The organism is Pseudomonas sp. WS 5411 (assembly GCF_012985595.1).
GTDB lineage: Bacteria > Pseudomonadota > Gammaproteobacteria > Pseudomonadales > Pseudomonadaceae > Aquipseudomonas > Aquipseudomonas shahriarae.
In genome coordinates this window covers 39,666-52,995 of the sequence record NZ_JAARMC010000015.1, presented here as the reverse complement: position 1 = coordinate 52,995, position 13,330 = coordinate 39,666, and the positions used below count along the sequence as shown (strand labels likewise).

The window sequence follows — 13,330 nt, the reverse complement described above, 5'->3', positions numbered from 1 at the left end:
AAACTGCCGCTGGCTTAGTTCGCAAAGAACGCCAGTTAATTAATTGACCAACTATCAGGAAGTTGCTGTTTCCAGTCGGCTTATGCCGCGTGCGCGCTCAACAACAGGCGCACGTGAACAGGCAGGCTGGAAACGTTCCGTCTCTGTGGATCTTGAGGGTCGGCATGGTCCCATTGCTGGACCAGGTGGCCGGTGGTGGGGCACAGGCGCCAGTGAGCACGCAGGTGCACCGGGCTGATACGCGGGGAGGGGCAGGCGAGGGCCGTGCGCGCGGGGGCAACGCCCCGGGAAACACGGCACGGCGTGGCACGCAGGGCTGAAGCCAGCGTGCGTACATCAGGTAGAACAAGGGTCTGGAAATTCATAACACACCTCGGGACCGGACTGGCGCCGGCTCAAGGCAGTTACGTTGGAGCATCAAGCTCTAGCGCAGCTTACCCGGCCTGGAAGGCGAGTCCCGTCTTTACTCTGGGTTTGGCGTCCGCCCCCTGTATTCACGGGGAGCGGACAGCGACTAGATACTGTGTCCATTGGCTTCTTTTGTGAGGTTGAAATAAGGCCCGAGTTGCAGGCACGGGCAATCTACTCAGGCAGGTAGGGGATGTCAATCAATAATGAACTTGTTTGGGCGCTTGTTCAGACTTCATTCAGATTGGCGTTATATATAAGTTCATACACTGTAGGCGGCCAATAACGCCAGATACATCAATACCAGGCCGCAGGCGCCATGGCTGATTCGCTGCCAAGTTGGCGAGGCGTTCTTTCGCAAGACATTCACCAAGCCCGCAATCAGAAAACACGACAGGATCGACGCCAGCATAAAACCGGCGAAAAACATCAGGGTCTGACCGTGACTCGGGGTGGTGCCGACGATGCCTGCCAGGGCACTGCCCAGGGCGCCCCAGTACACAATGTTCTTCGGGTTGGCCAAGGAGAGGGTTGCGCCGACCATCAGCGCGTTGCGCCCGGTGCTGGCCGGGGCGCTGTCGGGTTGTGGCAGGTGCCAGGCATCCAGCAGGCTGCGCAGACCGAGCCAGGCCAGGTACAGCGCGCAAACGGCGGTCAGGGGCACGCGTACCGCGTCGTGCTGGATCAGCAGGGCCATGCCGGTCAGGCCGATCACCGCCCAGGTCGCATCGCCCACCAGCGACCCGACCTGCACCAGTAATGCCGGGGCGAACCCATGCAGCAGGCCGCGGCGCAGGGTCTCTGCCAGCACTGCGCCAGGGGACAGGCAAAATACAAAGCCGAAGACCAGCGCGGAAAAAAAGATTGTCAGCATCACCACCCCAAAATCAATCACGCACCTTCGCCGACACGTCGGCTGCTACAGGTCAGTTTGCTGCAGGGGGCGCTGAGCTGTCTTGGACCGGATTGCGCTCTGATAACGGCCAGGGGTAATGCCATACGCCGCACGGAAGTGCCGGTTGAGGTGGCTCTGGTCGGCAAAACCCACTTCATGGGCGACTTCAGCGGCGCTCAGGCCGCTGCGCAGCAGGCCTTTTGCTCGGCGGGTACGCAACTGCATCGCCCACTGCCGGGGGCTCAGGCCGGTTTCTTTCTGGAAGGTGCGCAGGACGTGGAATTTCGACAGGCCCAACTCGTCGCCCAGGGTATCCAGTGCCACGCCTTGATGTAACTGCGCAGCGAGTAGTTCCTGAGCCTGGGCCACCATCCCCGACCCGGCGCTGGCGCTACTGGGCAAGCGCACACCACTGAGCCTGACCACTTCGCCCAGCAGCAACACCAGGGCGTCTTCACTCAGCCCGCAAACCAGTGGGTCGGCGCTTAATGCGCCCTTGGCGGCCTGGGCCAGTTGCGCCGCCAGTTCCGGGGCAAAACACAGCGCGCGATCGAACTCCAGGTGCGCCAGCCCAAGGTCGGTGGCCAGGCGATCGGCCCCGGCGTACAGGCTGACAAAGTGCCAGGGTGCCCCCTCGGCCGCGCCGCCGCCCTGGATCTGGCCGGGGTTGTACAGGGTGATACTGCCCGGCCCGGCCTCAAAGGTGCGCCGGTCCAGCCACACCTGCTCGGCGCCGACCAGGTTGACGCCAATCACGCACTCGTCGTGACTATGCCGGGCAAAGGTCAGGCCGGTGCAGGTGGTGCTGCTGATTTCGTAAGGGCCCAGCCAGGCGTGGTGCAGGGAACTCATGGGGTGGGCTCAGTGGCATCGGGTGCAGCAAAGCATACGCGTTTACCTGCGTTCAAATCGACCGTTGATTGACCCGGTCAGAGAGCGCTTGAGCATCTTCCTTGCGCTCAGAATAACGCTGCACCAGTTCCGGATGCTCACGCACCAGCAGGGTGAACTTGACCAACTCTTCCATGACATCCACCACGCGATCATAAAGGGCTGAAGGTTTCATCCGGTCCTGATCGTCGAACTCCATGAAGGCCTTGGGCACAGATGACTGGTTGGGGATGGTCAGCATACGCATCCAGCGCCCCAGGACGCGCAGTTGGTTGACAGTGTTGAAAGACTGCGAGCCGCCGCAGACTTGCATCACCGCCAGGGTCTTGCCCTGGGTTGGGCGGATGGCACCCAGTGCCAGGGGTACCCAGTCGATTTGCGCCTTGAACACTGCTGACATCGAGCCGTGCCGTTCCGGTGAGCACCACACCTGGCCTTCGGACCATTGCATCAAGGCCAGTAGTTCCTGGACCTTTGGGTGATCGTTCGGAGCATCGTCCGGCATTGGCAGGCCGGCGGGGTTGAAGATCTGTGTCTCGGCGCCTAGATGCTGAAGCACGCGCGCCGCTTCTTCCACCAGGAGTCGGCTGAAAGAGCGCGTACGGTTGGAACCATAGAGCAGGAGAATCCGTGGCCGTTGTGCGGTGTCAGCGTGGAGTGGGGTGCTCAATGTGAGGTCGAGGTTGGGCAGGGTGGTCATGACATTCTCCGCTTATGACAAGCCAATACGATCCAGCTCAGCCTTGATCTGTGCCGCATCGAGGCGGTTGAACGGGAGGTCGAACAGCGCCCGGCAGCGGGTTTCGATGATCTGCAGGGTGGCCTGGAAGGCGGCGTCAATCTGCGCCTCATTGCCGTGTAGGTCCGACGGGTCCTCAAGCCCCCAATGGGCCTTGATTGCCGGGCCAAAGTACACCGGGCAGGCTTCCTGGGCGGCTTTGTCGCACACGCTGATCACAATGTCGGGTGGGCTGTCTGCAAAGGCCTCATTGCCCTTGCTGTACAAACCGTCGGTGCTGATGCCCGCGGCCTGCAATGTACTCAGGCTGCGTGGCAGGACCTGGCCCTTGGGAAAGCTCCCGGCGCTGATGGCATGGAACCCTGGCGGGGCCAGGTGGTTGAACAGGGCTTCGCTGAGGATACTGCGGCAGCTGTTGGCGGTGCAGATGAACAGGACTTTCATGACAACTCTCCGTTAAACACTCAGGCGCAGGGCCAGCGCCGCCAGGGTAAGCAATAGCACCGGCAAGGTCAGGACGATGCCGACCTTGAAGTAGTACCCCCACGTAATACGGATGCCCTTGCGCGCCAGGATATGCAGCCAGAGCAACGTCGCCAGGCTGCCGATCGGGGTGATCTTCGGGCCCAGGTCGCTGCCGATCACGTTGGCGTAGATCATCGCCTCCTTGACCACGCCCACGGCATGGCTGGCCTCGATGGACAGCGCGCCGATCAGCACCGTCGGCAGGTTGTTCATCACCGAAGACAGCAGCGCCGTCAGCAACCCGGTGCCCAGGGCCGCGCCCCACACGCCGTAATCGGCGAAGGTGTTGAGCCAGGTGGCGAGGTAGGTGGTCAGTCCGGCGTTGCGCAGGCCATACACCACCAGGTACATGCCCAGGGAGAAAATCACGATCTGCCAGGGCGCTTCCTTGAGCACCTTGCGTGTGGAAATCTTGTGGCCTTTGGCGGCGATCACCAGCAGGAGCAGGGCGCAGGCGGCCGAGATGGCGCTGATGGGAATACCCAGGGGTTCGAGGGCAAAGCAGCCGACCAGCAGGATGCCCAGCACCCACCAGGCCGCGTGGAAAGTTGCCGGGTCATGAATGGCACTGGCCGGTTCAGGCAGGTCGGCGGGGTCATAACTGTGCGGGATGTCACGACGGAAGAACCACAGCAGCACGGCCAGGGTGGCGGCGACACTGACCAGGTTGACTGGCACCATCACTGCCGCGTACTGGTTGAAGCCGATGTTGAAGTAGTCCGCCGAGACGATATTCACCAGGTTGGAGACCACCAGCGGCAGGCTGGCGGTGTCGGCGATAAACCCTGCGCCCATCACGAAGGCCAGTGTGGCGGCGGGTGAGAAGCGCAGGGCCAGAAGCATCGACATGACAATCGGCGTCAGGATCAGGGCCGCACCGTCATTGGCGAACAGTGCCGAGACCAGCGCCCCCAGCAGCACCATATAGGCGAACAGCCGGCGGCCACGGCCGCGCCCCCAGCGCGCGACATGCAGCGCGGCCCAGGCGAAGAAGCCGGCCTCGTCGAGGATCAGGCTGATGATGATCAGGGCGACGAAGGTGCCGGTGGCATTCCAGATGATCTGCCACACCACGGGTATATCCGCCAGGCTGATGACGCCGCAAGCCAGGGCCAGGATCGCGCCTATGGATGCGCTCCAGCCAACCCCCAGGCCTTTGGGTTGCCAGATGACCAAGACAATGGTGACGAGAAATATCGCGAAGGCGATCAGCATAAAAGTGTTCTCCAGGGGTCAGCAGCAGGTGCTGGCGCGTTGCGGTCGGTCACCCATTGCCGCCAGGCGCTGTGCGTCGCTTTGCAGCCAGGCTTGATTGGCTTGCAAGGTGGTCTCCAGCACCGTGCTCACCCATTGCGGCAACTGGGGGTTGAGGCGGTAGTAGATCCACTGGCCCTGGCGACGGTCTACCAGCAGTGCGCAACTGCGCAGTTGGGCCAGGTGACGGGAAATTTTTGGCTGGCTGTCATCCAGGGCATGGATCAGCTCGCAGACGCACAGCTCGCCTTCGCGCAGGATCAACAAGATCAGCCTGATGCGTGTCGCATCGGCCAGGCATTTAAAAACGTCTGGGGGGGAGAACGGATCGCTCATGATTGGCGCCACTAAACATATGATGATGCGAATATACGGATATCCATATGTAGTGTGCAACGAATATCCCGTTGATCCAGGTCAAGGGTCTGGGGATTGCCGGCAAGTGACTGAAATTAAAATGAAACACAACTGTCCTAAAGTGCCCGCCATTGATGAAAAAGGAAGTAACCGTGTGACCCGTGCCACTCGCAACCTGCGCAAGACCCTCGATTCCGTCGCGGACAACAACGAAACCGCGGCCTTCGATTTGATGCGCGCTGTCGAAAAACTCAGCGATGAAGTGCTGCGCCAGCGCCTGCTCAACACCATCCACCGGCTCAACCAGGATGCCCACGAACTGCGTGAGGCCAGGGATGCGGTGGAGCGGGTGTCGGTCAAGCTGGCCTGATTCGGCGGCTTAGCCGCGCGCAAGATCATTCAAGACAATCGCTGCGCTGGCAGGCATGCTTACGGGCTGTTTGCCGATGAGCCTGTTGTCCATGCCTACTGCCTTACCGCATTACGCTTTCGCCCGTGGCGCGATTGCGATTATTCCCCTGTCGCTGGCCTGTGCCCCATGGGGCCTGTTGGCCGGTTCCCTGGCGATTGACGCCCAGTTCACCCCGTTGGAAAGCCAGGGCCTGTCGGCCATTGTGTTTGCCGGTGCGGCGCAGTTGGTGGCGATTGGCATGGTCAAGAGCGGCGCGAGCCTGATCGCCATTTTGCTCACCACCTTGCTGCTGACCTCTCAGCATCTGCTGTATGGCATGCATATGCGCAGCACCCTGTCGCCCTTGCCGGCGCGGTGGCGCATGAGCCTGGGCTTTTTGCTGACCGACGAGTTCTTTGCCCTGGTCAGCCAATACGACCGCCAGACCTTCAACCGCTGGTATGCCCTGGGCGTGGGCCTGACGTTCTACGTGGCCTGGAACCTGTTCACCCTGGCCGGCATCGTGCTCGGCAAGAGCATCCCCAACCTCGATCAACTGGGCCTGGAGTTCTCCATCGCCGCGACCTTTATCGCCTTGATCACCCCGGTGGTGCGTGATGTGCCGACGGTGGTGTGCGTGGCGGTGGCCCTGCTGTTTTCGGTGCTGCTCAGCTACTGGCACTGGGAGTCGGCGGTGGTGGTCTCGGGGTTGTTGGGCATGAGTGCAGGCTATGCCTGCAAGCGCTTGGGAGTGGGGCAGCGATGATTTTTGTGATGATTATCGGCATGGGCCTGGCGGTGTTTTTCAACCGTTATCTGTTTCTTGAGCCGCGCTTGCCGGTTCGCCTGAATCGCGGCGCCCGGGAGTTTCTCGGTTTTGCGGTGCCCGGCATGTTGACGGCGATCTGCGGGCCGATCATTTTCCTGGCCGAGCACAAGCTCAACCTGAGCCCCACCAACCCCTACCTGCTGGCCGGTATCTGCGCGGTGGCCTTGATGTTCTGGACGCGCAGCGTCTTGACCACGGTGCTGTCGAGCATGGCGCTGTTCTATCTGTTTCGCTGGTTGTTGTAGGCAGTGGTACAGTCGCGTTTTTTTCAAGGAAGCGATGGCATGCGGAAGGTGGTGATAGGTGCGTTGGTCCTGGCGGCGCTGGCCGGTTGCGCAGGTTCGAAGATGAAAGACGCACGCGCAGGCGCGCCCTATAAAACCCTGGCCTCTGACAAGGCCGCGCTGGTCGTTGCCCAGTGCATCCAGTTCGGTTGGCAGGACGAAGCGGTGTTCGGCGTTGATGCCGGAGGCTTTATGGAGCCGGCGCAAGGCGGTGGTCATACGGTCTACACCACGGGCGGTGACTACTTTGTCGATGTGCGCAGTGCCGGCGCCAGCACCACCGTCAGTTACTACGCAGCCGAAGATAATTTCGCTGCCAAGCGTCGCCTGGCGGCCTTGGCGACCTGTCTGTAGTTTGTTTCCTTAGATTTCTTCAGAAATGCCCGGCGGACACACCGCCGGCTTTGCCTTAATATTCTCGCGCTCGCCCAACATCATGGCTCTTTACCAGTACATGGACGTCGAGGCCTTGTGTTGGGCGGGCACCTTTTCAGCGTGGCATATAACCCAAGTGCCAACGCCGTGGAATCTTCAGCGACAGCAGGCCCAGTAGCGCCGACAGCAGGCCGCTGACCAGCAGGGCGCGAATGCCCATCTGATGCTCCAGCAAGGCGCCGATCACCGCGCCGACAAACATCCCGGCCCAGGGAATCAACTGTACGCGCCAGCCATCGCGACGCTCCCCCAGCATCCAGCGCCCCAGCCCCCGACCGAACCGCGACAGCGCGCCCGTCACGTAAGTCAGCCCCACAGGCAGGCCATTAACCTGTTCCACCGCCGCATTGAGCATGCCCATGGCAATGATCGCGGCCAGCACGGCGGGCAGTTGTTCGGCCAGCGGCCACGCTGCTGCCCCGCACAACAGCGTGGCAATACACAGCAACAGCGGTAACGCGTGGCGCTTGCTGATCCGGCTGATGATCACACCCAGGGCGTTCCCCAGAATAAACGTCGCCACCAGCAGCGTCAGACGTCCGGTCAGCCCAAGGTCGCCTTCACTGATCGCCACCGCCAGCCGCGTGGTGTTGCCGCTCATGAACGAGACAAAATCGCCACTGGCCATAAAGCCAATGGCGTCAGTCATGCCGGCCAGTACCGAGAGGCTGGCCACCAGCGTCAGGCCAATGCGCCCGCGCCATTTGTGCTGGTGCTGCAGGACGGTATTGACCAAGGGTTTCGGGGAGGAGGGCAGCACGGCGAGAGGTTCCTCAATGAGATTATCCGGCCACTACCGTAGGACGCTTTCCTCTGAACTGCAATGACTTGGAACATCTTCAGTTCACCTCCAAGCGCCAGCCCATGGCGTCCCAGGTCAGGACGTGAGTCGGCTTGAGTGCCTGCAGAAATGCCGCGTCATGGGAGACCGCAATCAGCGCGCCGCTAAACCCTTGCAAAGCCTGTTCGAAGGCCATTACCGACTCCAGGTCCAAATGGTTGGTGGGCTCGTCCAGCAGCAGCAATTGCGCCGGGGTCTTGCGCCATAAGGCAATCGCCATGGCGGCCTTCAACCGCTCGCCGCCACTGAGCTGGCCGATGGGTTGGGTTACGCGCAATGCGTCCAGTTGCAACAGGGCCAGGCGGGTGCGCAGCTCGGCTTCGGCCAGGGGCGTGTCCATCAGTTTGAGTTGTTCGACGATCGACTGCCGGTCATCGAGCAGCGTCAACTGTTGATCGAGATAGGCACAGGGTGCGTGCACCGTGCAGGTGCCGCTGACCGGTTGCCATTGGCCGACCAGCAGCTTGAGCAGGGTGGACTTGCCGCAACCATTGGGACCGTGGACTGCGACCCGTATCGGCCCACACAGGCTTGCGTTGATAAAGGTGCTCGGCGCGTGGGGAGCGAGCCAGGGCAGTTGGCAGTCGGTGAGGGTTAGCACCTGGCGGCCAGCAGGCAGGAGGGTGCCGGGCAAGGCGAGGAAGGTCGGTGTTTCGTCCACCACCCGTTCGTGGGCCGAGCGCACGCGTTCGTTCAACACCTGTTTGTGTTGCACGTGGGCGCTGCGCACGTTGCTGACGATTTCGTTGGCGGCGCCTTTCCAGCGGGATTTGGTGAAGGCATCGACGTTGGCGGTCTCGGCATGTTTACGGGCGCTCGCGGCGTGGCGCTGGAAGCTGTCGAGGTCTTTTTTCAGGCGCTGGCGCTCGCGGCGCCGATCCAGCCGGGCATGTTCCAGGGCGGCCTGGGCGGCGTGCTGCTGGGCATCGCGCTGCGCCCGGTAGTCGTCGTAGTTGCCGCCGTAGAGCCGGGCCCCGAGGGGCGACAGCTCGATGATTCGCCCCAGGGTGTTGAGCAGGCGCCGGTCATGACTGACCACCACCAGGGCGCCGCGCCAGGCGTTGAGAGTCGCCAGCAGCCAGTCGCGACCGGCGCTGTCGAGGTGGTTGGTGGGCTCGTCGAGAATCAGCAATTGCGGGGCGCGAAGTAAAGCACCTATCAGCGCGACCCTGGCCAGTTGGCCGCCACTGAGCTGTTCGGCGGGCTGGTCGGGGCTGATCTCGGCCAGGCCAGCGGCGTCCAGTGCCTGGCGCAGGCGTTCGGCCAGGTCCCAACGGTCATCAATCAGTTCCAGGTCGTCCGCCTGCGCTTGACCCCGGGCCAGGCGTTCAAGGGCGGCCAGGGTTTGTGCGCAACCGCTGGCCTGGGCCACGGTCTGCCCCGGTAACAGCTCAATGGTTTGTGGGACATAGGCGATACGGGCCGACGATTTGATCACGCCACAGGACGGAACAAGCACGCCGGCCAGCAGGCGCGCCAATACGCTCTTGCCCATGCCATTACGGCCGACAATCCCGGTAGGGGTGTAATCAATAGACAGGTTGAGGTCTTCCAGCAGAATCTCGCCATTGGCGAACTGAAAACCCACGTGATGCAAGGAAACAAGTACAGGCAGCCGGTTGACGTCAGTCATCAGCACCTCCAGAACAATGTGGCACAAGCCAACAAGCGCGCCAGGCGGCTCGTTGCGTTTACATGTTGGAAGGCTTAGTTGTTCACGTCGGCGGTCGTCCTGCGGTCGGAAAGGACCGGTAGCCTAGCGCAGTTGCGTCACTTTTCCTACATCGGTGATGCCGACGTCTGCAGTTGCTCAAGAAACATCGCCAGCCCCACCTCTTCGGCTTTCAAGCCCTTGCGCACCCTGGGCCTGGGCAGTTTCGCCAGCCCGCCCTGGCTGAAGTGCTCCAGCACCGCCGGGTGGATGTAGCACTTGCGGCACACCGCCGGGGTGTTGCCCAGTTGCCGGGCGACGTTCTTGACCATCTCCACCACGTGCCTTTTGGCATCCGACTCCGGTTGCCACGCCAGCTCCCGCAACACCGCCAGGGCCAGGGCGCTGCCGGCCCAGGTGCGATAGTCCTTGGCGGTAAAGTCGGCGCCGGTGAGGCTGTGCAGGTAGGCGTTGACGTCGGTGGAGCTGACGGTACGCCGCTCGCCGTTTTCGTCCAGGTACTGGAACAGGTTCTGCCCCGGCAACTCCAGGCAGCGCTTGAGCACGGTGGCCAGGCGCCGGTCCTTGATGCTGACCTGATGCTCGACACCGCTCTTGCCACGGAACTGGAACTGGATTTCGCTGCCCTTGATATCCACGTGGCGGGTGCGCAGGGTGGTCAGGCCATAGGAGCGGTTATCGCGGGCGTATTGGCTGTTGCCGACGCGGATCAGCGTGGCATCGAGCAACAACACCACGGTGGCCAGGACTTTCTCCCGATTGAAGCCCGGTGCGTCGACCTGCGCTTGCAGTTGCTTGCGCAATTTGGGCAGCGCATTGCCGAACTGCTGCAGGCGCGAATACTTGTCACTGTCGCGTACTTCGCGCCAGCGTGGGTGATAACGGTATTGCTTGCGGCCGCGCGCATCGCGCCCGGTGGCCTGCAGATGGCCCTTGGGGTCGGCGCAGATCCACACGTCGGTATAGGCCGGCGGGATGGCGAGGGCGTTGATCCGCTGGATTTCGTCGGCGTCGGTCAGGCGTTGGCCGTGGCTGTCGAAATACTGGAACTTGCCCCGCAGTTTGCGGCGGCTCAGGCCCGGTTGGCTGTCATCAACGTAGTGCAGGTCACGGGGCAGGTCGGCAGGCACGGTGGAGTCGGGCATGGGGCAAAGTCCTTGGCAATAAATCAGGCCGGTATGGCTGATTGACCGCAGCGTTGTGCCGTCCGTTCAAGCCAGTACCGCGACCGCCTTGATCTGAGCCCACAGTGCCTGCCCGGGATGCACGTGCAACTGGTCCCGCGAGTAACGGGTGATCCGCGCCAGCAACGGCGTGCCCGCAGCATCCAGCCGCACCAGCACATGGGCACTGTTATCGGCAGGGATCTCCTGGATCACGGTCACGGGCAAGCAGTTGAGAATACTGCTGTGCTCCCCGGGTTGCAGGCTGAGGCTGACATCCCGGGCGCGGACCTTGAACCGCAAGTGTTTGCCCGGCGCCAGCGGTGTATGGGCCACGCGCATTTGCAATGGGCTGTGGGGCAATTGCAGGGTCAGCAACTGGTAGTGGGCGTCGTGGCTGCTGACCGTGCCGTTGATCACCACGCCGGCATCGTCGCCCAGGGCCAGGGGCAGGTCGAGCCGCGCCAGGGTTTCGCCAATCGGGCCGCTGGCCAGGGCCTTGCCCTCGCTGAGCAGGACAATGTGATCGGCCAGGCGCGCCACCTCATCCTGGGCATGGCTGACGTACAGCACCGGGATTTCCAGTTGGTCGTGCAGGCGTTCCAGATAGGGCAGGATCTCTCCTTTGCGCTGGCTGTCGAGGGCAGCCAGGGGTTCGTCCATCAGCAGCAATTGCGGGCTGGTGAGCAGGGCGCGGGCGATGCCGACGCGCTGGCGCTCACCGCCGGACAAATGCTCGGGATGGCGATCCAGCAGGTGGCCAATGCCCAGCAGTTGCGTGGCCTGGGCCATGTCCACGCGGCGCTGGGCCTTGGGGATACGCTTGAGGCCGAACTCCAGGTTGGCCAGCACCGACAGGTGGGGAAACAGGCTGGCCTCCTGGAATACATAACCGAGGGCACGTTTGTGCGGCGGTACAAACACCCCGTTACGGCTGTCTTGCCAGACCTGCTCGTTGATTTGCACAAACCCATCGCCGGCCCGCTCCAACCCGGCAATGCAGCGCAGGCAGGTGGTCTTGCCCGAGCCGGAGTGCCCGTAGAGCGCGGTGACGCCACGCCCCGGCAGCTTCAGGTCCACGTCCAGGGCAAACCCGGAATACCGCAGTTGCAGGCGCACTTCGATCATCGACATCAGCTCCAGCCCGCTTTGGTTTTACGGCTGGAGTAGAGCGCCAGCAACACCAGGAAAGAAAACACCACCATGGCCCCGGCCAGCCAGTGGGCTTGGGCGTATTCCATGGCTTCGACGTGATCGTAGATCTGCACCGAGACCACCCGGGTCTTGTCGGGAATATTGCCGCCGATCATCAGCACCACGCCAAACTCACCCACGGTATGGGCAAAACCGAGGATTGACGCGGTGATAAAACCGGGCCGGGCCAGGGGCAGGATCACCGTGAAAAATGTATCCCAGGGGTTGGCCCGCAAGGTGGCGGCGACTTCCAGGGGGCGACTGCCGATGGCCGAGAACGCGTTCTGCAACGGTTGCACCACAAACGGCATGGAATAGATCACCGAGCCAATCACCAGGCCGGCGAAGCTGAAGGTCAGGGTGCCCAGGCCCAGCCACTGGGTGAACTGCCCGAGGTAGCCATGGGGGCCCATGGTCAGCAGCAGGTAGAAGCCAATCACCGTGGGCGGCAGCACCAGCGGCAGGGCCACGATCGCGCCGATGGGGCCGCGCCACCAGGAGCGTGTGCGCGATAGCCACAGGGCAATCGGAGTGCCGATGACCAGCAGAATCACGGTGGTCAGCGACGCCAGTTTCAGGGTCAACCAGATCGCAGAAAAATCGGCACTCGATAGGGGCATTTACAGTTGATAACCGTAGGATTTGATAATCGCGGCAGCTTTTGGCCCCTTGAGGTAGTCAACCAGCGCCTTGGCGGCCGGGTTGTCCTTGCCTTTATTGAGGATCACCGCGTCCTGTTTGATCGGGTCATGCATCTGGCCAGGAACGATCCACGCCGAGCCGCTGCTGACTTTGCCGTCTTTATAGATCTGCGACAAGGCGACAAAGCCCAACTCGGCATTGCCGGTGGACACAAACTGATAGGCCTGGGTGATGTTCTGGCCTTCGACCAGCTTGCTCTTGACCTGGTCGGTCAGGCCCAGCTTGGCCAGCACCTGGGTGGCTGCGAGGCCGTAGGGGGCGGCTTTCGGGTTGGCGATGGACAGGTGCTGGTATTGGTTTTTCTGCAGCACATCGCCCTTGGCATCCACATAACCTTCCTTGGCCGACCACAGCGCCAGGGTGCCGACGGCATAGGTGAAGCGCGAGCCCTTGACGGTGTCGCCTTCGCTCTCGAGCTTTTGCGGGGTGCTGTCGTCGGCACTGAGGAATACTTCAAACGGCGCGCCGTTCTTGATCTGGGCGTAGAACTGCCCGGTAGCCCCGTAGGCGGCGACCAGGGTGTGCCCGGTGTCTTTTTTGAAGTCGGCGGCGATGGCTTGTATAGGGGCAGTGAAGTTGGCGGCGACGGCTACCTGGACTTCATCGGCGTGGGCCGAGCCCAGGGTGAAGAGGGCAAGCAGGGTGGCCAGGCCTGGGGCGCGAATCATCATGCAGCAGCTCCTTGGGGTGCCGACGTGGCGGCTTGTTATAGGTAATCGCTATGTATGGGAATATATAGCGCTTCGCCAT

General features: G+C 62.3%; 17 protein-coding genes. 4 read left to right on the top strand and 13 right to left on the bottom strand.

The annotated features are described in order from the left end of the window. Positions 1–80 precede the first annotated feature (80 nt). The 7 genes from HBR93_RS19185 to HBR93_RS19155 form a co-directional block, all read right to left on the bottom strand. Positions 81–365, bottom strand: a complete 285-nt coding sequence (locus tag HBR93_RS19185; protein ID WP_115128101.1) for a hypothetical protein — start codon at positions 363–365, stop codon at positions 81–83. Positions 366–670: 305 nt separating this feature from the next. Continuing rightward, the gene (locus HBR93_RS19180; protein WP_128593754.1) at positions 671–1,282 is read right to left on the bottom strand and encodes a LysE family transporter; all 612 of its coding nucleotides are present in this window, start codon (positions 1,280–1,282) and stop codon (positions 671–673) included. A gap of 45 nt (positions 1,283–1,327) precedes the next feature. Further along, positions 1,328–2,155 (bottom strand): AraC family transcriptional regulator, encoded by an 828-nt coding sequence (locus HBR93_RS19175; protein WP_115128102.1) that lies wholly within the window; start codon positions 2,153–2,155, stop codon positions 1,328–1,330. 52 nt (positions 2,156–2,207) lie between these two features. Next, complete coding sequence (gene arsH / locus HBR93_RS19170) at positions 2,208–2,894, bottom strand: arsenical resistance protein ArsH (protein WP_169960855.1); 687 nt, start codon at positions 2,892–2,894, stop codon at positions 2,208–2,210. 12 nt (positions 2,895–2,906) lie between these two features. Further along, positions 2,907–3,377 (bottom strand): arsenate reductase ArsC, encoded by a 471-nt coding sequence (locus HBR93_RS19165; RefSeq protein ID WP_169960854.1) that lies wholly within the window; start codon positions 3,375–3,377, stop codon positions 2,907–2,909. A 12-nt stretch (positions 3,378–3,389) separates the two neighbouring features. Beyond that, positions 3,390–4,673, bottom strand: a complete 1,284-nt coding sequence (locus HBR93_RS19160; protein ID WP_057440035.1) for an arsenic transporter — start codon at positions 4,671–4,673, stop codon at positions 3,390–3,392. 18 nt (positions 4,674–4,691) lie between these two features. Then, a complete protein-coding gene (locus HBR93_RS19155; protein WP_057444819.1) occupies positions 4,692–5,048 on the bottom strand; it encodes a metalloregulator ArsR/SmtB family transcription factor in 357 nt (118 codons plus the stop codon). A gap of 175 nt (positions 5,049–5,223) precedes the next feature. On the opposite strand from HBR93_RS19155, the gene HBR93_RS19150 reads away from it, so the two are divergent. From HBR93_RS19150 to HBR93_RS19135, 4 genes are all read left to right on the top strand, one after another. Beyond that, entirely contained in the window at positions 5,224–5,439 is a 216-nt protein-coding gene (locus tag HBR93_RS19150; protein WP_003212603.1) for a hypothetical protein, read from the top strand. 91 nt (positions 5,440–5,530) lie between these two features. Continuing rightward, positions 5,531–6,226: an AzlC family ABC transporter permease gene (locus HBR93_RS19145; protein WP_057440118.1), complete on the top strand. Its 696-nt coding sequence runs from the start codon at positions 5,531–5,533 to the stop codon at positions 6,224–6,226. Then, the gene (locus tag HBR93_RS19140; RefSeq protein ID WP_057440036.1) at positions 6,223–6,534 is read left to right on the top strand and encodes an AzlD domain-containing protein; all 312 of its coding nucleotides are present in this window, start codon (positions 6,223–6,225) and stop codon (positions 6,532–6,534) included. Before HBR93_RS19145 ends, HBR93_RS19140 begins: the two co-directional genes overlap by 4 nt. Positions 6,535–6,573: 39 nt before the next feature. Then, complete coding sequence (locus HBR93_RS19135) at positions 6,574–6,927, top strand: hypothetical protein (RefSeq protein WP_057440037.1); 354 nt, start codon at positions 6,574–6,576, stop codon at positions 6,925–6,927. Positions 6,928–7,063: 136 nt separating this feature from the next. Here HBR93_RS19135 and HBR93_RS19130 read toward each other — a convergent pair whose 3' ends face one another. From HBR93_RS19130 to modA, 6 genes are all read right to left on the bottom strand, one after another. Continuing rightward, positions 7,064–7,768: a YoaK family protein gene (locus tag HBR93_RS19130; protein WP_057959594.1), complete on the bottom strand. Its 705-nt coding sequence runs from the start codon at positions 7,766–7,768 to the stop codon at positions 7,064–7,066. Positions 7,769–7,847: 79 nt separating this feature from the next. Continuing rightward, a complete protein-coding gene (locus HBR93_RS19125; RefSeq protein ID WP_169960853.1) occupies positions 7,848–9,482 on the bottom strand; it encodes an ATP-binding cassette domain-containing protein in 1,635 nt (544 codons plus the stop codon). A gap of 146 nt (positions 9,483–9,628) precedes the next feature. Next, a complete protein-coding gene (locus tag HBR93_RS19120) occupies positions 9,629–10,666 on the bottom strand; it encodes a DNA topoisomerase IB (RefSeq protein ID WP_115128107.1) in 1,038 nt (345 codons plus the stop codon). Positions 10,667–10,732: 66 nt separating this feature from the next. Next, complete coding sequence (gene modC / locus HBR93_RS19115) at positions 10,733–11,812, bottom strand: molybdenum ABC transporter ATP-binding protein (protein WP_169960876.1); 1,080 nt, start codon at positions 11,810–11,812, stop codon at positions 10,733–10,735. 5 nt (positions 11,813–11,817) lie between these two features. Further along, a complete protein-coding gene (modB, locus tag HBR93_RS19110) occupies positions 11,818–12,498 on the bottom strand; it encodes a molybdate ABC transporter permease subunit (RefSeq protein ID WP_057440041.1) in 681 nt (226 codons plus the stop codon). After that, positions 12,499–13,251, bottom strand: a complete 753-nt coding sequence (gene modA, locus HBR93_RS19105) for a molybdate ABC transporter substrate-binding protein (protein ID WP_169960852.1) — start codon at positions 13,249–13,251, stop codon at positions 12,499–12,501. Between the last annotated feature and the right edge of the window lie 79 nt (positions 13,252–13,330).